This window comes from Bradyrhizobium sp. ARR65, from assembly GCF_000472385.1.
GTDB lineage: Bacteria > Pseudomonadota > Alphaproteobacteria > Rhizobiales > Xanthobacteraceae > Bradyrhizobium.
Window position 1 is genome coordinate 165,327 of record NZ_AWZU01000009.1, and the last position, 21,804, is coordinate 187,130.

15 protein-coding genes and 2 pseudogenes are annotated in these 21,804 nt (G+C 64.4%); 2 read left to right on the top strand and 15 right to left on the bottom strand.

The features are described 5' to 3' along the window. Positions 1-171 precede the first annotated feature (171 nt). The gene (locus F758_RS0113305; RefSeq protein ID WP_024508334.1) at positions 172-1,452 is read left to right on the top strand and encodes a multidrug effflux MFS transporter; all 1,281 of its coding nucleotides are present in this window, start codon (positions 172-174) and stop codon (positions 1,450-1,452) included. Positions 1,453-1,521: 69 nt separating this feature from the next. Here F758_RS0113305 and ligA read toward each other — a convergent pair whose 3' ends face one another. Then, on the bottom strand, positions 1,522-3,669 hold the full coding sequence (ligA, locus tag F758_RS0113310) for an NAD-dependent DNA ligase LigA (RefSeq protein WP_024508335.1): 2,148 nt from the start codon (positions 3,667-3,669) through the stop codon (positions 1,522-1,524). 75 nt (positions 3,670-3,744) lie between these two features. Here ligA and F758_RS51790 point away from each other — a divergent pair. Next, a pseudogene (locus F758_RS51790) lies at positions 3,745-4,019 on the top strand (GIY-YIG nuclease family protein). A 97-nt stretch (positions 4,020-4,116) separates the two neighbouring features. Here the strand turns inward: F758_RS51790 and recN are convergent. The 14 genes and pseudogenes from recN to mraY form a co-directional block, all read right to left on the bottom strand. Continuing rightward, a complete protein-coding gene (gene recN / locus F758_RS0113320) occupies positions 4,117-5,790 on the bottom strand; it encodes a DNA repair protein RecN (protein WP_024508336.1) in 1,674 nt (557 codons plus the stop codon). 75 nt (positions 5,791-5,865) lie between these two features. After that, a complete protein-coding gene (locus F758_RS0113325) occupies positions 5,866-6,756 on the bottom strand; it encodes an outer membrane protein assembly factor BamD (protein WP_024508337.1) in 891 nt (296 codons plus the stop codon). A gap of 265 nt (positions 6,757-7,021) precedes the next feature. Next, entirely contained in the window at positions 7,022-7,981 is a 960-nt protein-coding gene (lpxC, locus tag F758_RS0113330) for a UDP-3-O-acyl-N-acetylglucosamine deacetylase (protein ID WP_024508338.1), read from the bottom strand. A 351-nt stretch (positions 7,982-8,332) separates the two neighbouring features. Then, positions 8,333-10,126, bottom strand: coding sequence for a cell division protein FtsZ (gene ftsZ / locus F758_RS0113335; RefSeq protein WP_024508339.1), 1,794 nt, complete (start codon positions 10,124-10,126; stop codon positions 8,333-8,335). Between the two features lie 87 nt (positions 10,127-10,213). Continuing rightward, positions 10,214-11,536 (bottom strand): cell division protein FtsA, encoded by a 1,323-nt coding sequence (gene ftsA, locus F758_RS0113340; RefSeq protein WP_024508340.1) that lies wholly within the window; start codon positions 11,534-11,536, stop codon positions 10,214-10,216. Next, the gene (locus tag F758_RS0113345) at positions 11,533-12,543 is read right to left on the bottom strand and encodes a cell division protein FtsQ/DivIB (protein WP_024508341.1); all 1,011 of its coding nucleotides are present in this window, start codon (positions 12,541-12,543) and stop codon (positions 11,533-11,535) included. The genes ftsA and F758_RS0113345 overlap by 4 nt, the downstream gene beginning before the upstream one ends. Next, a pseudogene (locus F758_RS51795) lies at positions 12,510-12,793 on the bottom strand (D-alanine--D-alanine ligase); the annotation flags it as partial. The gene F758_RS0113345 and the pseudogene F758_RS51795, both read right to left, overlap by 34 nt. Before the next feature lie 60 nt (positions 12,794-12,853). Then, positions 12,854-13,852 (bottom strand): D-alanine--D-alanine ligase family protein, encoded by a 999-nt coding sequence (locus F758_RS0113350; protein ID WP_024508342.1) that lies wholly within the window; start codon positions 13,850-13,852, stop codon positions 12,854-12,856. 146 nt (positions 13,853-13,998) lie between these two features. Then, positions 13,999-14,919 carry a UDP-N-acetylmuramate dehydrogenase gene (gene murB, locus F758_RS0113355; protein ID WP_024508343.1) on the bottom strand — a complete coding sequence of 307 codons (921 nt, stop codon included), beginning with the start codon at positions 14,917-14,919 and terminating at the stop codon, positions 13,999-14,001. A gap of 5 nt (positions 14,920-14,924) precedes the next feature. Beyond that, complete coding sequence (gene murC / locus F758_RS0113360; protein ID WP_024508344.1) at positions 14,925-16,328, bottom strand: UDP-N-acetylmuramate--L-alanine ligase; 1,404 nt, start codon at positions 16,326-16,328, stop codon at positions 14,925-14,927. Between the two features lie 175 nt (positions 16,329-16,503). After that, on the bottom strand, positions 16,504-17,604 hold the full coding sequence (murG, locus tag F758_RS0113365) for an undecaprenyldiphospho-muramoylpentapeptide beta-N-acetylglucosaminyltransferase (RefSeq protein ID WP_024508345.1): 1,101 nt from the start codon (positions 17,602-17,604) through the stop codon (positions 16,504-16,506). A gap of 153 nt (positions 17,605-17,757) precedes the next feature. Further along, positions 17,758-18,912 carry a putative lipid II flippase FtsW gene (ftsW, locus tag F758_RS0113370; protein ID WP_024508346.1) on the bottom strand — a complete coding sequence of 385 codons (1,155 nt, stop codon included), beginning with the start codon at positions 18,910-18,912 and terminating at the stop codon, positions 17,758-17,760. Between the two features lie 189 nt (positions 18,913-19,101). After that, complete coding sequence (gene murD / locus F758_RS0113375; protein ID WP_024508347.1) at positions 19,102-20,502, bottom strand: UDP-N-acetylmuramoyl-L-alanine--D-glutamate ligase; 1,401 nt, start codon at positions 20,500-20,502, stop codon at positions 19,102-19,104. 189 nt (positions 20,503-20,691) lie between these two features. Then, positions 20,692-21,801: a phospho-N-acetylmuramoyl-pentapeptide-transferase gene (gene mraY, locus F758_RS0113380; RefSeq protein WP_024508348.1), complete on the bottom strand. Its 1,110-nt coding sequence runs from the start codon at positions 21,799-21,801 to the stop codon at positions 20,692-20,694. Between the last annotated feature and the right edge of the window lie 3 nt (positions 21,802-21,804).

The following is a 21,804-nucleotide window of genomic DNA, read 5'->3' on the forward strand; positions in this document are numbered from 1 at the left end:
ATGCGGCTCAGCATGTGCCGGCTGACCACCGCACGCGCATCGCCGCCTCATTCCGCGCCACGTTATAATAACAGTCCCGCAAACGGCATGGCCGCATTCCGAAACAGGCGTATTCGTCTTGCGTAAGGACGCTACAGTCCGCGCCATGTTTGCAGCGGATTTGAACTCTCGATGCATGGCGTGATGCGCAGGCCGCCAGGTGCGGCCACGGACGAGACGCCTGCGACCTCGCGCGTCATGCTGATGCTGCTCGTCGTGATGACGGGCGTCGCCCCGATTTCCCTCTATCTGCTGGTACCGGCGCTGCCGCTGCTCGCCGTCGGCTTCGGGCGCGATATCGCCATCGCGCAGATGACGGTGTCGCTCTACATGGTCGGCATCGCCTGCTCGCAGATCATCATGGGGCCGCTATCGGACCGGTTTGGCCGCCGGCCGGTCCTCTTGGCCGGGCTCGGCCTGATGGTGGCCGCCAGCGTCGGCTGCATCTTCGCGCAATCCCTGCCGCAATTGATCGCGGCGCGGTTTCTGCAGGCGCTTGGCGGCGCGTCCGGCATGGTGATCAGCCGCGCCATTATCCGCGATCTCTATCCGCGCGAGCGCATCGGCGCCATGATCTCGCTCGTGATCGCCGTGATGATGATCGCGCAGATGCTGAGCCCTCTGACCGGCGGCCTGCTGGAGACCGCATTCGGCTGGCGCGCGATCTTCTACGTCATTACCGCATTCGCTCTCGTGACCGCGGTGGCGATCGCGCTGGCGCTGCCGGAAACGCGGCGCGAGGGCAGCGGTAAGAGCGGCTTTCGCGGCGATGTCGGCAAGCTCTTTGGGAGCCGCGCCTTCGTCGGCTATATGCTGTGCCAGGTGCTGGCTTCCCAGATCATCTTCGCCTTCGCCGGCGGCGGCCCTTATATCGTGGTGACGCAGATGGGGCGCTCCAGCGCCGAATACGGCGCCTGGTTTGCGACGACCGCCTTTGCCTATCTGATCGGCAACGTCTTCTGCGTGCGCTTTTCCCCGCGCCATTCGCTGGAGCGATTGATCTGGTTCGGGCTCGCGCTGCAAGTCGCGGGCAGCCTGTTGAATTTCCTCTTAAGCCTCGGCGGAGTGAACCAGGTCCCGTCCTGGCTGTTCGGCACCCAGATGATCGTGATGTTCGCCAACGCTTTCGTTATGTCGAACTCGGCGGCCGGCGCGATCAGCGTGCGTCCTGAGGCCGCCGGCACCGCATCGGGCGCGATGGGTTTCCTGCAGATGGGGCTGGGCTCGCTGATCTCACAGCTAGGGGCCTATCTCGGCGGCCATTTTGCCACCACGCTGCCGCTGACGAGCGCGATCCTCGTACTCTCCGCGGCTTGCGTGTCGACGATGATCTTCATCGTGCCGCGGCGGAAGGTGATGGTGAGCGAGAGCTTGATCGAGCAGGCGGAGGAGGAAGAGTCGGGGATGCTGTGAGGCACCGTCGCTCCGGGGCGATGCCATCCGGCCCGCGGGAAGCGCGGACCCGGCAAAGGCAGGGTACCCTCACTCCCCCACCAGCTTCAGCCACTCCTCTTCCGTCAGCACGGCGACGCCATGCTTCTTCGCTTCGGCAAGCTTCGAGCCGGCGCCAGGGCCGGCGACGACATAATCGGTTTTCTTGGAGACCGAACCGGAGACCTTTGCACCCAGCCGCTCCGCCTTGGCCTTGGCCTCATCGCGCGTCATGCGCTCCAGCGTTCCCGTGAACACCACCGTCTTGCCGGCGACCGCCGAATTGCTCTTCGGCCTCTCGGCATCGAGAATGGTCACTTCCTTCGTCAGGCGTTCGACGATGCCGCGGTTGTGGCTTTCCTTGAAATAGGCGGCAATGCTGTGGATCACGGTATCGCCGATCTGGTCCAGCGCATCCATGTCGGCGATCGCCTCCTCGTCGTCCTGAGCGACCTTCAGGCAGGCCTCATGAAAGGCGTCCCAGGAGCCATACCCACGCGCCAGCGCCAACGCTGTGGTTTCGCCGACATGGCGCATGCCCAGCGCATAAATGAAACGCTCCAGCGCAATCCGGCGCCGCGCCTCGATCGCATTGAAGAGATTGCGGACCGAAGTCTCGCCATAGCCCTCGATCTCCTCCAGCTTGATCTTGGCGTTGCGGGCAGAAAGCGTGAAAATATCGGCGGGCTCCTTCACCCAGCCTTGCTCGAAGAAAAATTCGATCTGCTTCTCGCCGAGACCATCAATGTCGAAAGCCCGGCGCGAGCAGAACAGTTTTAGGTGCTCGATCTTCTGATAGGGACAGGCGAACTCGCCGGTGCAGCGCGCCCGCGCGCCCTCCTCGCCGGTCGCCGTCTCCTCGCGCACCACGTCAGTGTGAAGCGGGCACGGACATTTCTTCGGGAACTGGAACGGCCTGGCGTCCTTCGGCCGTTTGTCGATGATGACATCGACCACCTGCGGGATCACGTCGCCGGCGCGCTGGATCACGACGGTGTCGCCGATCCTGATGTCGCGTCCCTCACGCAGGCTCTCGCCCTTGTTGCCGATGCCCTTGATATAATCCTCGTTGTGCAGCGTCACGTTCTGCACGATGACGCCGCCGACCCCGACCGGCTCGAGCTTGCCGACCGGCGTGAACGAGCCGGTGCGCCCGACCTGGATCTCGATGTCCTTGAGCACGGTCATGGCGCGCTCGGCCGGGAATTTGTGCGCGATCGCCCAGCGTGGCGTGCGCGATACGAAGCCGAGCCGCTCCTGCCAATCGATGCGGTCGACCTTGTAGACCACGCCGTCGATATCGTAGTCGAGCTCGGCGCGCTGTTCCTCGATCTTGTGGTGGAAGGCGAGCAATTGATCGACCGAGTGACAGAACTTTGTCAGCGGATTGGTCTTGAAGCCGCAGCGTTCGAACCAGTGGATCATGCCGGTTTGCGTTTCTTCCGGCATCGCGCTCATCTCGCCCCAGGCATAGGCGAAGAAGCCGAGCGGGCGCGAGGCGGTGATGCTTGGATCCTTCTGGCGCAACGAGCCTGCGGCAGAGTTGCGCGGGTTGGCGAACACGGTGTCGCCCGCAGCCTTCTGGCGCTCGTTCAGCGCCAGAAAAGCATGCTTGGTCATGTAGACCTCGCCGCGCACCTCGCAGATGTCCGGGATGTTACGTCCCTTGAGCTTTTGCGGCACGTCTTCGAGGGTACGGATATTGGCGGTGACGTCCTCGCCTTCCGCGCCGTCGCCGCGCGTCGCGGCCGTGACGAGCTCGCCGCCCTCATAGCGCAGCGACATCGAGAGCCCGTCGATCTTGGGTTCGGCGGAAAAATCGATCCTGTCGTCGGCGAGTTTGAGGAAGCGCGCGATGCGGCCGACGAAATCGCGCACATCCTCTTCCGCAAAGGCGTTGTCGAGCGAGAGCATCGGCAGCGCATGGCGGACTTTCCTGAACCGCCCCGACGGCGCGGCGCCCACCTTCTGCGACGGCGACTCGGGCGTGACGAATTCCGGAAAGCGCGCCTCGATCGCATTAAAGCGCGCTCGCAACGCATCATATTCGGCGTCCGAAATTTTCGGGGCGTCTTCCTGATAGTAGAGCCGATCGTGCTCTTCGAGCTCCAGCGCCAGCCGTTTCCATTCGGTCTTGGCCTGCGCCTTTGTGAGATCGGCAACGTCAGGAAGGGTCTTTGCTTTTGCTGCTCTGGCCATCATGCGTATTGTGGTTCGTCATTCCGGGGCGGTCCGAAGGACCGAACCCGGAATCTAGAGGTTATAAGCACCGTCATGGCTTACTATGTATATATTCTCGCCAGCCGGAAGGACGGGGCAATTTATGTTAGTGTGACGAACGACATCGTTTGTCGGGTGTACGAACATCGAATAAAAGCTGTCCAAAATACAATATCACGCGGCTGGTTTGGTTCGAGATGTACGAAGATGCATACACGGCCATTTCTCGCGAGAAAGAGCTCAAGAAATGGAAGCGGAGCTGGAAGGTCCAATTGATTGAGACGCAGAATCCAGACTGGAATGACTTGTACGAGTCAATCTGCGAGTGACTCCGTCATTCCGGGGCGGTCCGGAAGGACCGAACCCGGAATCTCGAGATTCCGGGTTCGCTCGCTGTCGCGAGCGCCCCGGAATGACGCGCGTTCCTTACGCCGTCGCGGCCCTTAACAACCGCTCCGCCGCCGCCCTCGCTTCCGCGGTGATCTCCGCACCCGCCAGCATGCGGGCGATTTCCTCGCGGCGGTGGTCGGCGGCAAGCGCGTTGACACGGGTGGCGACGCGCTTGCCCTTGTCGAGCGCGTCCTTGGAAATCAGGAAATGCTGATCGGCGCGTGCGGCAACCTGCGGCGCGTGCGTGACCGCCATCACCTGCACCTGGCTCGCGAGCCGCGCCAGCCGCGCGCCGATGGCGTCCGCCACCGCGCCGCCCACTCCGGTGTCGATTTCGTCGAACACCAGCGTCGGCGCCGAGCCGCGGTCGGACAGCACGACCTTCAGCGCCAGCAGAAAGCGCGACAGCTCGCCGCCGGAAGCGACCTTCATCAATGGTCCCGGCCTGGTCCCCGGATTGGTCTGCACCCAGAACTCGACGCGGTCAAATCCCTGCGGCCCCGGGACTTTCTCATCGCTCTCGACCTGGGTCATGAACTTCGCGCGGTCGAGCTTGAGCGGCGCGAGCTCGGCGTTGACGGCCCTATTGAGCTTGTCCGCCGCCTTACCTCGCGCCGCGGACAGTTTTGCTGCGGCGGCCCTGTAGCGTTCGTCGGCCTCGTGCGCTACGGCCTCCAGCTTCTTGAGCTGCTCGGCACCGGCATCGATCAGCGCGACGTCGGCGGCGTATTTGGCGGCAAGCGCGGCAAGCCCATCCACCGGCGTCGAATATTTGCGGGAGGCGGCGCGTAAGCTGAACAGGCGCTCTTCGATGCGCTCAAGCTCCAAGGGATCGAAATCGGCCGCGGTGAGCGCTGCGGACAAATGCTGGTCCGCCTCCTCCAGCGCGTTGATCGCCGCATCGATCGCCTTCACCGCCGGCTCGACCAGGGCCGGCGAATTGGCGGCGCGGCGCTCCAGCCGTCGCACCGCCGCCGAGAGCGAAGCGATCGGCGAATGATTGCCGCAGACCGCATCTTGCGCCTCGCGCAAATCGGCCGCGATCTTCTCGCCCTGCATCATCACGGTGCGACGTTCGGCGAGCTGCGTCTCCTCGCCGTCCTTGGGCGCCAGCGCCTTCAGCTCGTCGGAGGCATGGCGCAGATAGTCCGCCTCGCGCGCGGCGCGCTCCATCCCGGCGCGGTGCTCGTCGAGCGCGGCATTGGCGGTGCGGCGGGCCTCCCAGAGGCGCTCCAGGGCGGCGACATCCTTTTCCAGCCCGGCAAAGGCATCGAGCAGGCGGCGATGCGTCGCGGCATCTACCAGGGCGCGCTCGTCATGCTGGCCGTGGATCTCGACCAGCGCGGCGCCGACCGCCTTCAGCGTCTGGACGCTGATCGCCTGATCGTTGATGAAGGCCCGGGTGCGCCCGTCGGCCATCTGCACCCGGCGCAGAATCATTTCGCCGGTGTCCTCGAGCCCGTTCTCGGCGAGAATCGCAGTCGCCGGATGGTTCTTCGGCACATCGAAGACCGCCGTCACCTGTCCCTGCTCGGCGCCGTGGCGCACCAGGCTCGCATCGCCCCGGCCGCCCAGCGCGAGCGCGAAAGCGTCGAGCAGGATCGATTTACCTGCGCCGGTCTCGCCGGTCAGCACGGCCAGTCCTTTGGAGAATTCGATATCGAGCCGTTCGATCAGGACGATGTCACGGATCGACAGACGCGCCAGCATGGAAGGCAAGTCCCCTAGGAGATACGAAGTTCGCTTGAGTTTAGCATGCTACCGGCGAACCCCGCTTCCGGGACGCTAGCCCAGGCCAACTTTCTTGAAGGCCCGGCTAATCCAGGATCCCTGATTCTCGGTCGGCTCCGCACCGCCGGATTTTACAAGATTATAGGCGTCCTGGTACCAGCGGCTGTCGGGAAAGTTGTGCCCGAGCACGGCCGCCGCCGTCTGCGCCTCGCCGACGATGCCGATGGCCATATAGGCCTCGGTGAGCCGGAACAGCGCTTCCTCGACATGGCGCGTGGTCTGGTACTGCGTGACCACGGTCTTGAAGCGGTTGATGGCCGCCGTGTAGTCGCGCTTTTCGATGTAGTAGCGGCCGATATCCATCTCCTTGCCGGCGAGCTGGTCGCGCGCGGCCTGCAGCTTGGCCTTGGCGCTGACGGCGTATTCGGAGGTGGGATATTTGCGAACCACTTCTTCGAGCGCGGCAATCGCCTTTTCGGTGCGGTTCTGGTCGCGGGAAATGTCAGGAATCTGGTCGTAATGCGAGGACGCGATCAGATATTGCGCATAGGCCGCATCCGGGCTGCCGGGGTGCAGCGTCACGTAGCGCGTCGCGGCCCCGATGCAGCTATCATAGTCGCCTGCCTGGTAGAACGAGTAGGCCGACATCAGAAGCGATTTGCGGGCCCAATCGGAATAGGGATGCTCGCGGTCGACTTCCTCGAACTTCTTCGAGGCCGCCTTCGGATCCTTCTTCTGGTTCATCAGGTACAAGCCCTCGTTGTAGAGCTTGTCCGCCGGCTCATCGACGAAGGTCTCGTCCTTGGCCAGGAACTTGTCCCACAACGGGCCGGTGCCGCAGCCGCTCAGGGGAATTGCGAGCGCGATCAGGGATGCGGCCAGCCGTAGCTGCCGCGCCTTGGCCACGCCCTTGCGTCGTTCACGCGTTAGAGGGATTGCCGCCATCGCCTACGAACCTGACCCGTGTGTGCTGCGGCGCCTGCTGCCCGCGATAAAAGACGATCACGCAATGATTGCGGTGCCGCGCCCGAAGCTGTTGACCAGACCTTCTGCCATGCGACCAAGGCCCCCTTAGCTGAAAAAGCTCCGTCAACCAACCGCATAGGGACGTATTTCGCCCGGATTAAGGCGGCGCAAAGGCACGCAAGCCGTCATCATCCGCCCATAAGAGTCTGGAAAGGACGCCGTAACAACCGCCAGCGGTGGCCGCTTAGGACACGTCCGGGCCATAGGCCGGCGCGACCAGCCCTCCGGCCATGCCGCGGCCGACCTCGGCCTGGGTGCGGGAGCGGCGCGCCGCCTCGCCTTCGACGAGGCGCCAGGCTGTGCGATCGGCAAGGAGCGCCGTCAACACCGCGTGGTTGAGCTTGTGGCCGCCACGGAACGAACGATAGGCCGCAAGCAGCGGACGCCCTGCCAGCGCAAGATCACCGATCACGTCGAGCACCTTGTGGCGGGCGCATTCGTCGGCATAACGCAGCCCTTCCGGATTGAGCAGGCGCTCGTCATCGAACACGACGGAGTTCTCGAACGAAGCGCCGAGCGCGAAACCGGCACTCCACAGCCGCGCCACGTCGTTCATGCAGCCGAAGGTGCGGGCGCGGGAGACCTCGCGGCGGAAACCTTCCGGGCTGACATCGAGGCTGTATTGCTGGCGGCCGATCACTGGGTTCGCGAAATCGATTTCGACCTCGGCGCGGAAGCCGCCCACATAGGGACGCAATTCGCCGAACGAATCTCCCATCGCGACTTTCACCGGTTTCAGCACCTGAATGAAACGGCGCGGCGCGGATTGGGCGACAATGCCGGCCTGCTCGATCGCATTCACGAAGGGCGCGGCGCTGCCGTCCATGATCGGAACTTCCGGACCATCGATTTCGATCGTCGCGTTATCGACGCCCATTCCGCGCAGAGCCGCAAGGACATGCTCCGCAGTGGAGACGAGCGGACCTTCGCGATCGCCCAGGACCGTTGCAAATTCGGTGGAGATCACCGAGTCGGCAGTGGCGCGGATCGCGCGGTCACGGCCGTCCAGGCCGGAGCGAATAAAGATAAAGCCTGCATCGATCGATGCAGGGCCGATGGTCAGGCTGACGGCCGAACCGGAATGAACACCAACGCCCGACACAGTGGCTTGCGCACGCAGCGTTGTTTGCCGGCCAAATTTCATTGGAAACCCGCCCACCACGACTTTTACCTTACAGCTCGATTCACCGGAGTTCCGGCTGCTTCGAGCCAAGGCATCCCCAAATCACGTGCAGACGATAGCACCGCCCCAAAGAGCGCCAACTCACGGTTTTTTACGGATTGTTACCCTATCTCCGCCGTATTCGCGCCAAAGCTTAACCAAATTGGACCTGCGCTGGACACGATTTCCGCATCTGCATCAAAACAAGGAATAGATAATTAATCATTTAAAATCAGCCGCTTGCAAAATGATTCGGCACCGCTCCCGTTGCAAAAGAAGAGGTCCCGGCGCCTTTCACCGGGACCTTTTCCACAAGTTCGGTTGTAACAATTCTCAGGTTGCCTGCCGGCGCAGGAAGGCGGGGATATCAAGATGATCGTCTCCCTGTGGCGCCGGCGCAACAGGTGCCGGGCGGCCATGCGGGTCCAATCCCTGCGGAGCCGGCCGACGCGCATACTCCGATACCGGCTCATTCGCCGCGATTTGCTGCTGCACGCTGCGCTGCGGCTTCCGCTCGGGCAGCGGCGGCATCGACGGCATGGCGGGCCCTGCGGTACGGGCCGCGATCGGCGGCTCGCTGTCCTCGTCACGACGGCCGAGTCCGACATTGGCCAGCCGCTGTAACAAGGAGAGTCGGCTCTTCTGCGGATGCTCTTCCTCGGCCTCCCCACGGGCCTGCCGAATCTCGGCTTGGGCCGGCATCGGCAGTTCCTCGAATTTCGGCATCCGCGGCGCGCGTGGGGGCGCCTTCTCGGCAGCCTGCGGAATGAAGGTTTCCGGCGTCATGGGCTCGCTGGGCTCACCGCGCGCCACTTCGGGCTCAGGGAACAGCGAAGGCTTCGGAGCGATCGCCCGGACCGTGACATCGCCGTAGAAGGCCGGCTGCACCGGAGCGGTCGGGGCCGCCATCGGTGCTTCCGGGGCAACCGCCGCCGCGATCGCAGCCAATGCGGCGCGCTCGACATTGCCGGCGGCACGCGGCGGATGGGCAACATGGCCCGTTGCAGGCACCTGGGCTTCGAGCTTGGCCGCGCGTTCGGCAAGCCGCTGATTGTCCGCACGCAGACGCGCCGTGAGGTCGGCGAGCCGGTTTTCCGGCGAAGCATTGGTGGCGGGCGCGGCGGCGGGCGCCGAGGGACCAGCGATGCGGTGAGCGATCTGCGATTGCTCGATGCCAGTCGCGACCACCGAAACGCGAATCAGGCCGTCGAGCGCCTCGTCGAAGGTGGCGCCGACGATGATGTTCGCGTCCTGATCGACCTCCTCGCGAATCCGCGTGGCGGCCTCGTCGACCTCGAACAGGGTCAGATCCTTGCCGCCGGTGATCGAGATCAGGAGGCCCTTGGCGCCCTTCATCGAGGAATCGTCGATCAGCGGGTTGGCGATCGCGGCTTCCGCAGCCGTGAGCGCGCGCTTCTCGCCGGAGGCTTCGCCGGTGCCCATCATCGCCTTGCCCATTTCGCGCATCACGGCGCGGACGTCAGCGAAGTCGAGGTTGATCAGGCCTTCCTTCACCATCAAGTCGGTGATGCAGGCCACGCCCGAGTAGAGCACCTGGTCCGCCATGGCAAAGGCGTCGGCAAAGGTGGTCTTCTCATTGGCGACCCGGAACAGGTTCTGGTTCGGGATGATCAGAAGCGTGTCCACCACCTTGTGCAGCTCGGAGATCCCGGCTTCCGCGGTGCGCATGCGGCGCGCCCCTTCGAAGTGGAAAGGCTTCGTCACCACGCCCACCGTGAGGATGCCCATTTCGCGCGCGGTCTTGGCAATCACGGGAGCGGCGCCGGTGCCGGTACCGCCGCCCATGCCGGCGGTGACGAACACCATGTTGGCGCCGGAGAGATGATCGCGGATCTCGTCGATCACCTCTTGCGCGGCGGCGGCCCCCACGTCCGGCTGCGACCCCGCCCCCAAGCCCTGGGTCACCTGAGTGCCCATCTGGATGATGCGCTGCGCCTTCGACATCGTGAGCGCCTGCGCGTCGGTGTTGGCGACGACGAAGTCGACGCCCATGAGGCCGGCCGTGATCATGTTGTTGACGGCATTGCCGCCCGCTCCACCGACGCCGAATACGGTAATCCGCGGCTTCAACTCGTGGATGTCAGGGGGAGTAATATTGAGTGCCATGGTTGCCTCTCGATCACGCGCGCGTGGGTTCACCCCGGCCGGCGGCCGCGGGAGTTGGTGGAATGGATGAGGGACGGAACGAAGCCATCAGAAGCCCTCGCGAAGCCATCGTCCGACCTTTCCGAAGTAACCGTCCGTCCCTGTCCTGAGCTGCCGCGTATGCCGCGGTTCGACATGTTCAAGGTGAGCGTATTGCGGATAGACCAGGAGCCCGGTGGGCACCGCGAAGGATGCGTTCTTCGCCTCGTTGGGCAGGCGACCGAAGCCGAGCGGCCGGCCGAGCCGCACCGGGCGGTTGAGGATCTGCGTGGCAAGCTCGACAACGCCGGTGAGCTGCGCCGCTCCGCCGCTTAAGACAACACGCGCCTTCGGCTCCGCCGCAAAAGGAGAATCCGCAAGCCGGTCCCGGACCATCTCAAAAATCTCCTCGGCACGATGACGGATAATGCTTCCGATCGTGGCGCGGGACACGATCTGCGGAACGTCCCGCTCTTGGTCGCCGGCCGTCGGCACGGACATCAGCTCCCGCGCGTCGGACCCGCCGGTCAGCACGGTGCCATATAACGTCTTGATTCGCTCGGCATCCGCAATGCACGCCGAGAGGCCGCGCGCAAGATCCATCGTGATGTGGCGGCCGCCGACGGCAAAGCCGGAGGCATGGACGAAGCGGCCGCCGGAATAGATCGCGATCGTCGTCGTGCCGGCGCCCATCTCGACCACGGCGGCGCCGAGATCGGCCTCGTCGTCGGTCAGGACCGACAGGCCCGCCACATAGGGACTCGCCGCCATTGCCTCGACGTTGAGATGGCAGCGCTCCACCACCAGCATCAGGTTGTGCGCCACGGTCGCGTCCGCGGTCACAACATTCATCTCGACGCCGAACTGGCGCGCCACCATGCCCTTGGGATCGCGAACGCCCTTGACGCCGTCGAGCGCGTAGCTGGTGGGCAGCGCGTGCAGGACGGTGCGGCCGACGCCGGTGGCGTGGCGCATGCCGGTCGAGGTGAGCCGCGCCACATCCGCGGCCGTCACGCTGCCGCCGCGGATATCGGTGGCGGCTTCGATCATGTGGCCCTGCAGGCGGCCGCCTGAGACCGACAGCAGCACGGATTCGACCCGCACCTTGGCCATGCGTTCGGCGAGCGACACCGCCTGGCGCACCGCCTGCTCGCATTCGTTGAGATCGACCACGGCACCGGCCTTGACGCCGCGCGACTGGATCTGGCTGTAGCCGATCAGCTCGGCCACATGCGTGCGCCCGCGCAGCGCATCGCTCGGCGGACAGGGCTTCAGCCGCGCGATCATGCAAGCGATCTTGCTGGTGCCGATATCGAGCGAAGCGACCAGCGCCGTGCGCTTGTGCGGCATCGGACGCGTCTTCGGGGTCTGGGCGCGATCAAGACCGGTCATGCGTCACCGGCCTTCTTCTTGGTCTTCTTGTCGTCGTACAGCTTGTCGCGCGCCTTCGCCGCATCGTCGGACAATTGCACGACGAGCCGGTCCGGCAGGCGCATGTCGACCGCGACGATGTCGCGGGAGAACAGCTTTTCCTCTTTATCGAGCCGGCTCAATTCCGCCAGCGCATTGCCGACGTCGTGCTCCGGCAGGCGAATGTCGAGCCCGTCCTTGAGCCGCAGATTCCAGCGCCGTTCCCCGACATAGATCGCGGCCTTTGTCACATCATGCACCTGCGGGTAGCGCGCGAGCAGCGCCAGGAAATCCCGCGCATGGGTTTCGGCTCCCTTGCCGACCACCAGCGGCAAGGTCAGGAAGCGGCGCGAGACATAGGGTTCGAGGACGGCGCCGTCCTCGGCGATGACGGCGAGCCGGCCGTCCTCTTGCCAGAGGGCGAAGGCGGTACGCTCGACGAGATCGATCTGTAGCTGGCCGGGATAAAGCTTCAGCACGGTGGCGTCCGCGATCCACGGATTGGCTTTCAGCCGGTCGCGCACCGCCGCGGCGTCCAGGAACAGCAGCGAGGAACGGCCGTTGACGCCGCCGATCCCGAGCACCTCGTCCTGGGTCAACTGCCTGCGGCCGTTGATGACGACCGAGGTGATTCGGAAGCCGGCCGAATTGGCAAGCGCGTTGCGGGCATCGGACAGCGCCGCATTGAACTCCTCGGCATGGCCGCCCTTGACGATGCCGAGCCAGACACTGCCGAGCAGGAGCAGGACGGTAGCGGCAAGCCCGGCGCGGCGCGGCACATGGCGCTCGATCCAGGCGACGATGCGCGGCGGCGGCTCACGTTCGATCACAGGTTTGACGAGCGGGTTGACCAGCGATTTGACGGGTCCGACGCGACGAACGAAGAGGCGCTCGCGCAGCAAGATCAGCGCGCCGATTGCGGCCGCTTTCAGATCAGCTTGGGGCCCCAGCGATCTCACAGATCGGGCGAGGCGTCCGGCACCATCCATTGCACGAGCTCGTCAAATAATGTGTCCAGCACAGATGACGTCTCGGCTCGGCCGGGCTGGGTGTTGAAGGCAGAAAAGGCCCTTTTCCCCTCGTGCGGTGGTCGAAGCGGAATACCGCGACAGCTCACGCCCGGCAGCCAAGCGCCATATGCGCCGCCAGCGTTAACCTTCGGGCTTCCTGGTAAACAAAAGGTAAAACGAATGGGGACAGGACGCTTTTTACGCAGTTCTGTGAGATGTTTGCCCCAAAATATTAAAGATTTTACCCACCCGGTTCCCAAACCGGGTCGTCCACCCGTTTGGAGGCCCCCTAGGTTGGGCTACGCCGTTCGGCCAGCGTGATTTGCTGGCGCAGGAAGTCGACGAAATCGATTCCTTGCGCCTTCAGCGCCTTTGGATAGAGCGAGGCCTTGGTCAGGCCCGGCAGGGTATTGGTCTCCAAGAACACCGGTCCCCGCTCCGAGACAATGAAATCGGAACGCGAATAGCCGCGGCAGGACAGCGCACGATGGGCGCGCAGGGCCTGATCCATGATTTGCGCGCTGATATCGGGGGCAAAACGTCCCGGGCAGATCTCCTGGGTCGCCTTGGCCAGATATTTTGCCCGGTAGTCGAAGCCGAATCCGCCGTCGGCCGGGATGATCTCGATCGGCGGCAGTGCGATCACCGAGCCGTCTTCCTGCTCCAGCACGCCGCAGGTGGCTTCCGTCCCCGCGATGAAGGGTTCAATGACATATTCTTCGTGCCTTGCCGCGTTGCGGACCGCCACGATATCCTGCCCGGAATTGATAAAGATCAGGCCATAGCTCGAGCCGTCACGCACAGGCTTTGCGATCAGCTTGCCGTATTGGGCGAACGCAGGCTCGATGTCCGCAAGTGCGATGCCGGGCGCGCAATTCGCGCCGCCGATCGCCGCAAAGCGCTTGGCGGCGATCTTGTCGAAGGCGAGGTGCGAGGACGCCGAGCCCGAGCCGGTGAACGGGATGTCGCGCATTTCGCACATCGCCTGCAGCTCGCCATTCTCGGCCCTGCCCCCATGCAGTCCCAGCACCAGCAAGCGGGCATCGGCTTTCGCATAGTCGAGCGCTGCCTCGATCGTGCTGCCGATGCGGCGGGCATCGGGCTTGAACGGATCCTCGAACGGGCGCGCGTGTGCCAGCAGCGTCGCGGCCCTGGTTTCATGCACGCTGTCGTCGACGTCCCAGAACCAGAGATCGGCCTCGGGAAGCGCGGAATGCAGCGCCTGCGCCGAGGCGACCGACACCAGGCGTTCCTTGTTGGTGCCGCCGAACAGGATGGTGATGCGCATCGTTCAGATCCGTTCCTTGTCATTCCGGGGCGCCCGTGAAACGAGCGAACCGGGAATCTCGAGATTGTGGCGCGTGATTCCGGGTTCGTGCTTCGCACGCCCCGGAATGACGGCAGCCAAACTGCTAACCTCCGCGCCGGCGATAGCTATTCCGCAATCCCGACGCGTTTGATTTCCCACTGTAGCTCAATTCCGGATGATTCCTTGACGCGCGCACGCACGGTCTCGCCCAGCGCTTCGATGTCGTGGGCACTGGCGTCGCCGGTGTTGATCAGGAAATTGCAATGCATCTCCGACACCTGGGCGCCGCCGACGCGCAAGCCGCGGCAACCGGCGGCGTCGATCAGCTTCCAGGCACTGTGGCCGGGCGGATTCTTGAACGTGGAGCCGCCGGTCTTTTCGCGAATCGGCTGCGCCGTCTCACGATGGCTTTGTACCTCATGCATGCGGGCGCGGATCGCTTCCGGCGTCGCGCGCAGCCCACGAAAACGCGCGGCGGTGAAAATGATCGAGGGATCGGCGCCGCTGCTGCGATAGACGAACTTCATGTCGGCGTTGGAAAAGCTGTGCCGCTCGCCTTGCCGATCGATGCCGGTCGCCTCAATCAGGACGTCCTTGGTCTCAGCGCCATTGGCGCCGGCGTTCATGCGCAGCGCGCCGCCGATGCTGCCGGGAATGCCGAAATAGAACTCCAGCCCGCCGATATCGGCCGATGCCGCGGCTTCCGCCACGCGCTTGTCCAGCGCGGCGGTGCCCGCCACCACATCATCGCCTTCCGCCCTGACCTCGCCGAAGGCGCGCGGGCTGAGACGGATGACGACACCCGAAATGCCGCCGTCGCGCACGATCAGATTGGAGCCGACGCCGACCACATAGACCGGAAGCTCGCGCGGGAGATTCTTCAGAAAATAGGCAAGATCATCTTCATCGGCCGGCGTGAACAGCACCTGCGCCGGACCGCCGACGCGAAACCAGGTGAACGGCGCGAGCCTTTCGTTTGCAAGCAACCGTCCGCGCAAGTGCGGCATCGCTGCTTTCAGCTCCGGCGTGATGTCGGGAAAGCCCAACGCCATCATCCCAGCGCCTTCAATTCATTGGGCAACGCGTAGGCCCATTGCGTGATGTTGCCGGCACCGAGACAGACGACGAGATCGCCAGGGCTGGCGAGGCCCTTGACGATGCCGGCGAGATCAGCCGGCCTTTGCAAGGGGATCACATCGCGATGGCCGTGCGCGCGCAGGCCGAGCACGAAATGATCGCGGTCGATGCCTTCGATCGGCGTCTCGCCGGCCGGATAGACCTCGGCAACGACCACTGCATCCGCATCATTGAAGCACGTGCAAAATTCCTCGAACAGCGACTGCAGGCGAGTAAAGCGGTGCGGCTGCACCACAGCGACGACCTTGCCGCTGTAGGAGTCCCGCGCGGCTTTCAGCACGGCGGCGATCTCCACGGGGTGATGCCCGTAGTCGTCGATGATGGTGACGCCGTTCCATTCGCCTGTTTTGGTGAAACGCCGTTTCACGCCGCCGAAGGACGCGATTGCCTTGCGGATCGCCTCGTCGGAAATGCCGAGCTCATGGGCGACCGCAATCGCCGCCGTCGCATTCGAGGCGTTGTGCCGGCCCGGCATCGGCAGCACGATGTCTGCGATCTCATGGGTCGCGCCGCTCTTGCGATTGCGGAAGACGACGTTGAACGTCGAACCGCCGCCACCAGCAGTGAGGTCGACCAGCCGCGCATCGGCCTGCGGGTTTTCGCCATAGGTGATGATGCGGCGATCCTCGATCTTGCCGACGAGAGTCTGCACGACGGGATGATCGAGACACATCACTGCGAAGCCGTAGAAGGGCACGTTCTCCACGAAGTTCCGGAACGCGTCCTGCACCGCCTCGAAGGTCCTGAAGTGGTCGAGATGTTCAGGATCGACATTGGTGACGATGGCGACATCGGCCGGCAGCTTGAGGAAGGTGCCGTCGCTCTCGTCGGCCTCAACCACCATCCAGTCGCCGGCCCCGAGCCGCGCGTTGGTGCCGTAGGCGTTGATGATGCCGCCGTTGATGACGGTGGGATCGAGTCCGCCGGCATCGAGCAAGGTTGCGACCATGGAGGTCGTGGTGGTCTTGCCATGAGTCCCGGCGATCGCGACGCAGCTTTTCAGCCGCATCAACTCGGCGAGCATTTCGGCGCGGCGCACCACGGGAATGCGCTGGGCGCGCGCCGCCATCAATTCCGGATTGTCGCGCTTAATCGCGGTCGACACCACGACGACATCGGCGCCGTCGACATGCTCGGCCTTATGGCCGATCGAAACCTTGACGCCCTTCTCGCGCAGCCGCGCGACGTTGGCGTTCTCGGACGCGTCAGAGCCCTGGACGCGATAGCCGAGATTGCACAGCACCTCGGCAATGCCGCTCATGCCGATCCCGCCGATCCCGACGAAGTGGATGGGTCCGATCTCGCGCGGCAGTCTCATGAAACTTCCCCGAAATCATCGTCCGCCACCGGCTCGGCGCGAACGCGCCGCCCGATAACAGGCTCCGAGCGGACGATCCAGTACGCCGTGCGGCTGGAGGTCAAATCAGCCGCCGGCGATTACTGGATGCCCCGCTTTCGCCGGGCATGACAAGGGCAATTTTGCCGATGGCCGCCTAAATACCGGCCACTTTTAGGACCAGATCGGCCAGCCGCTCGGCTGCATCGAGCCGGCCTGCTCCGCGCGCGGCTCTTGCCATCGCGTCAAGGCGCGCCGGCTCGGCCGCCAGAGCAGAGAGTTCGGACGCGAGGCGATCCGACGTGAACCCCGATTGCGCGATCCGTATGCCGCCACCCGCATCCGCCAGCACGCCGGCATTGGCAAACTGATCCTGATCGATCGAGCCCGGCAGCGGCACCAGAATCGAGGGCCGGCCGATCGCGGCAAGCTCCGCGACGGTGCCCGCACCGGAGCGCGACACCACCAGGTGATTCGATGCAAGGCGCGCCGGCAGGTCCGTGAAGAACGGCGCCAGTTCGGCATGGATCTTGAGCCGATCATAGACGGCGCGAACGCGCGCCATGTCCTCCTCGCGCACCTGCTGGGTGAGGATCAGGCGATTCCACAAGGATGGCTCAAGCCTCTCGATCGCGCCGGGCACGACGTCGCTCATCACCCGTGCACCCTGGCTGCCGCCGACCACCAGAAGGCGGAACGGGCCGGTCGTATCGGGCGGGTTGTATGCAATCGCCGCCGCCGCGAGAATCGCGGGCCGCATCGGCGTGCCGACAGTTGTCGTTTTCTGGCCAAGCGCCGGATCGCGGTCGAGCACGCCCGGCAGCGAGGTCGCGACCGCATTGACATGGCGCGACAGAAAGCGGTTGGCGCGGCCAAGCACCGCGTTGGAATCGTGGATGACGCTCGGGATCCGCAACAGCCGCGCCGCGACCAGCGGCGGCACGGTCGGATAACCGCCGAAGCCGACCACCGCGGCGGGTTTGAGCTTTCGCACCAGGTTCAACGCCATCGCGGTGCCGAGAGCGAGCGTGATGCCGGTGCGGGCGAGCTGCCAGGGCGAGCGGCCGCGCATGGTTTCGCTCGGCACGACATCGATCATGTCCTTGGAGAACAAGCCGCTGTAACGCACCGCGCGGGAGTCGGTGACCAGGCGAACGCGCAAGTCGCGTTTCATCAGTTCCACGGCGAGCGCCTCGGCGGGAAACAAATGTCCGCCGGTGCCGCCCGCAGCCAACAAAATCAAAGGCGCAGTTTCCATGAGGGCACCTTCTATAGCTAACGCACTGGCATTGCGAGTTGCGAGCAGCAGACCTGGAGCACGTCATTCCGGGACGGTCCGTCAGCATCGAACCCGGAATCTCGAGATTCCGGGTTCGCCTCTACGAGGCGCCCCGGAATGACGGGAGATCAACTACGCGAATCCGCGCGCCGCTCCGGGCTCGCCGACCGGCGATTCAATCTCGCTCTGCGGGCGCAGCCGCGTCAGCGCCAGCATCATTCCGACGCCATAGGCCAGCGATACCATCGAAGAGCCGCCATAGGAAATGAACGGCAGCGTCATGCCCTTGGCCGGGATGAGCTGCAGATTGACCGACATATTGATCGCTGCCTGCACCCCGAACAGGATGGCGAGCCCTGAGGCCGCAAAGCGGGAGAACATATCTTCATTGCGGTAGGCACGCGACAGCGCGCGGATCACGACGAAGGCAAACAGCGCCAGCAGCGCCAGGCAAAGCACGATCCCGAACTCTTCCGCCGCGACCGCAAACACGAAATCGGTGTGGCTGTCAGGCAGGTTGCGCTTGGCGATGCCCTCGCCCGGCCCAAGCCCGAGCCAACCGCCATTGGAAAAGGCCTCCATCGCAGTATCGACCTGGAACGTGTCGCCGGAGGCCGGATTCATGAAGCGCTGGATGCGGCCTGCGACGTGCGGCACTAGGAGATAGGCGCCGAACAGGCCAGCGCCGGCCGCACCGGCAAGGCCCAGCACCCAGATCATCCGCATGCCCGCGATGAAGAACAGCGAACCCCACACCATCAGGATCAGCATGGTCTGACCGAAATCGGGTTCCATCACCAACAGCGCTACCAGAGTCAGCAGCAGCACCAGCGCCATCGAGGTCGCCGGCATTTCCGGCCGCTTGGTCGATTCGGCGAACAGCCAGGCAGCGATCACCACAAAGGCAGGCTTGGCGGCTTCCGAGGCCTGGATGTTGACGCCCAGCAGCGTGATCCAGCGCCGCGAGCCCTTCACCTCGGGGCCGACCAGGAGCGTCACCACGATCAGCGCGATGCTGATCGCGAACACGATCAACGCGCTGCGCCGGATCTGCCGTGGCGACATGAAGGAGACGCCGATCAGCACGATGAAGGACGGCAGCAGGAAGAAGACATGATGGTTGAAGAAATGGAAGGCATCGAGCCCGATGCGGGTCGCCACCGGCGGGCTCGCCGCCAGCGACAGAATGACGCCGCTCAGCATCAGCGCGATGATCGCCCCTAACAGCGGCCGGTCGACGGTCCACCACCATTGGGAAAGAGGATTGCGTTCTTCGCGGGAGAGCATCGGCGGACCCAGGGCCAACGGAAGCTTCCATTGGTGGCCCATGTTGGTTTCCGAATGGTTAAGAAACTTCGTAAGTTCTGACGGGCGGCACGCCTTCTCCACCCGTCATTCCGGGGCGCGCTAGCGCGAACCCGGAATCTCGAGATTCCCGTTTCGATGCTTCGCATCGCCCCGGAATGACGCTGCCCATCACACCACCGGCTTCACGCCGGGCAGCGCATTGACGAGGTCACGGAACCTGGCGCCGCGGATTTCGAAATTGCGGTACTGGTCGAAGGAGGCGCAGGCCGGCGAGAGCAACACCACCGCGTCCTTCAGCCCTGATGCTTCCGCATCGCGCGCGGCGTGATCGACGGCAACCTCCAGCGTCTCGCTGATCTCATGGGCGGCCTGCCCGTCCAGCGTCACCGCGAATTCCTTCGCGGCTTCCCCGATCAGATAAGCCTTGCGGATGCGCGGGAAATAGCCGGTGAGGCCAGTGATGCCGCCCTGCTTCGCCCGGCCGCCCGCGATCCAGAAGATATCGGCAAAGGACGAGAGCGCATGCGCCGTGGCATCCGCATTGGTGCCCTTGGAATCGTTGACGAACAGCACATTGCCGCGGCGGCCGACCTGCTCCATGCGGTGCGCCAGCCCCGGGAAGCTGCGCAGACCATTTTGGAGAGTCTCCTGGTCCAGCCCCAGTGCAAGTGCGCAGGCCGCAGCGCAAGCGGCATTCTGCGCGTTGTGCAGGCCCCGCAGCGAACCGATGCCGCCGATCCGCGCGACCTCGCTGCGCGCCCCACTGGCGGCGCGCAATATTGTCTCATCCTCGACATAGATGCCGTCGGGCAACGACCGCTTGACGGAGATGCGCACCACACGCTTTCCAGCCCTATCCAAACGATCTGCGATAGCGCGGCTAAAGCCGTCGTCGACACCGACGATCGCAGTGCCCTTGGCCTGCACGCCGGTGACCAGGCGCTCCTTCACCTCGGCGTAATGCTCCATCGTGCCGTGGCGATCGATATGGTCTTCGCTCAGGTTGATCAGGATGCCGACCGTCGGATCGAGCGAGGGGGTAAGATCGATCTGGTAGGACGACATCTCGATCACATGCACGCGCCCCTTGCGCGGCGGCTCCAGCGACAGGATCGCGGTGCCGATATTGCCGCCCATCTGGGTGTCGTAGCCGGCAAAGCGCATCAGATGCGCGATCAGCGCCGTAGTGGTGGATTTGCCGTTGGTGCCGGTGATGGCCACGAAGGGCGCGTCCGGCACATGGCGGGCCCGTTCGCGGCAGAACAACTCGACGTCGCCGATCACCTCGACGCCCGCCCGCCGCGCCAGCAGCACGCTCCAATGCGGCGCGGGATGGGTCAGCGGCGCGCCCGGAGTGAGCACCAGCGCCGAGACATCGTGCCAGGAAATCGTGCGCAGATCTGCGGTGGCAATCCCGGCCTGCGCCGCCTCGGCAAGCCGGTCCGCGCCGTCATCGCCCGCGATGACATCGGCGCCGCCCGCCTGCAAGGCGCGAGCGCTCGCAAGCCCGGACCCGCCGAGACCGAACACCGCGACCTTTTTGCCGGCGAAGGAAGTGACTGGAATCATAGTTGGACCACCGTCATTCCGGGGCGCTCGCCCCGAACTCGGGTCTACCCGAGTTCGGCAATTTGACTTGTCTAAATCGGCACCAGCCGACTTGGAAGCGAGCGAACCCGGAATCTCGAGATTGTGGAGCGAGATTCCGGGTTCGCGCTTCGCGCGCCCCGGAATGACGATCGTGTGGAGAGGAAAACATCACCGCAGCTTCAGCGTGGAGAGTCCGGCCAGCGCCAGCATCACGGCGATGATCCAGAACCGGATCACGATCTGCGGCTCGGTCCAGCCCAATTGCTCGAAATGGTGATGGATCGGCGCCATCTTGAAGATGCGCTTTCCGGTCAGCTTGAAGGAGGCGACCTGCACGATCACGGAGACCGCTTCGAGCACGAACAGGCCGCCGATCACCGCCAGCACGATCTCATGTTTGACCGCGACCGCGATCGAGCCGAGCATGCCGCCGAGCGCGAGCGAGCCGGTATCGCCCATGAAAATGGAAGCCGGCGGCGCGTTGAACCAGAGAAAGCCGAGGCCGGCGCCGAGCACCGCGCCGGAGAGCACTGCAAGTTCGCCCGTGCCCGGAACGTAATTGATCTGCAGATAATCGGAAAACACGACATTGCCGGCGAGATAGGCGATCAGGCCGAAGCTTGCGGAGGCGATCATCACCGGCACGATGGCGAGCCCGTCGAGACCATCGGTGAGGTTGACCGCGTTGCCGGCGCCGACAATGACGAAGGCGCCGAAGAGTACGAAGAACCAGCCGAAATTAATGACGACCTCCTTGAAGAAGGGGATTGCAAGCGACGTCGACGACGGATCGCGTCCGAGCCGCACCAGCGCGTAGCAGGCGGCGAGCCCGATCAGCCCTTCCAGCAGCAGACGGGTGCGGCCGCCGAACCCGCTCGAGGTCTGCTTGGTCACCTTCAGGTAGTCATCGTAAAAGCCGACGAAGCCGAACCCCAACGTCACCGCAAGCACGATCCAGACATAGGGGTTGAGTGGATTGGCCCATAACACCGTGGCGACCACGAGCCCCGAGAGGATCATCAGCCCGCCCATCGTGGGCGTGCCTTTCTTGGTCAAGAGATGCGATTGCGGCCCGTCCGCGCGGATCGGCTGGCCCTTGCCTTGACGAACGCGCAGGTGATCGATGATCCAGGGACCGAACAGAAAGACGAACAGCGCGCCCGTGACCACCGCGCCGCCGGTGCGAAAGGTGATGTAGCGAAATACGTTCAGTATCGTACGCAACCACCCGAGACCGGGAGGGAACGTACTGGACAGCTCAATCAACCAGTAGAACATTCA

Coding starts and splice junctions, on each gene's coding strand:
- F758_RS0113305 (WP_024508334.1), top strand. CDS start 172: ATGCATGGCGTGATGCGCAGGCCGCCAGGTGCGGCCACGGACGAGACG.
- ligA (WP_024508335.1), bottom strand. CDS start 3,669: ATGGCCAGAGCAGCAAAAGCAAAGACCCTTCCTGACGTTGCCGATCTC.
- recN (WP_024508336.1), bottom strand. CDS start 5,790: ATGCTGGCGCGTCTGTCGATCCGTGACATCGTCCTGATCGAACGGCTC.
- F758_RS0113325 (WP_024508337.1), bottom strand. CDS start 6,756: ATGGCGGCAATCCCTCTAACGCGTGAACGACGCAAGGGCGTGGCCAAG.
- lpxC (WP_024508338.1), bottom strand. CDS start 7,981: ATGAAATTTGGCCGGCAAACAACGCTGCGTGCGCAAGCCACTGTGTCG.
- ftsZ (WP_024508339.1), bottom strand. CDS start 10,126: ATGGCACTCAATATTACTCCCCCTGACATCCACGAGTTGAAGCCGCGG.
- ftsA (WP_024508340.1), bottom strand. CDS start 11,536: ATGACCGGTCTTGATCGCGCCCAGACCCCGAAGACGCGTCCGATGCCG.
- F758_RS0113345 (WP_024508341.1), bottom strand. CDS start 12,543: ATGGATGGTGCCGGACGCCTCGCCCGATCTGTGAGATCGCTGGGGCCC.
- F758_RS0113350 (WP_024508342.1), bottom strand. CDS start 13,852: ATGCGCATCACCATCCTGTTCGGCGGCACCAACAAGGAACGCCTGGTG.
- murC (WP_024508344.1), bottom strand. CDS start 16,328: ATGAGACTGCCGCGCGAGATCGGACCCATCCACTTCGTCGGGATCGGC.
- murG (WP_024508345.1), bottom strand. CDS start 17,604: ATGGAAACTGCGCCTTTGATTTTGTTGGCTGCGGGCGGCACCGGCGGA.
- ftsW (WP_024508346.1), bottom strand. CDS start 18,912: ATGCTCTCCCGCGAAGAACGCAATCCTCTTTCCCAATGGTGGTGGACC.
- murD (WP_024508347.1), bottom strand. CDS start 20,502: ATGATTCCAGTCACTTCCTTCGCCGGCAAAAAGGTCGCGGTGTTCGGT.
- mraY (WP_024508348.1), bottom strand. CDS start 21,801: ATGTTCTACTGGTTGATTGAGCTGTCCAGTACGTTCCCTCCCGGTCTC.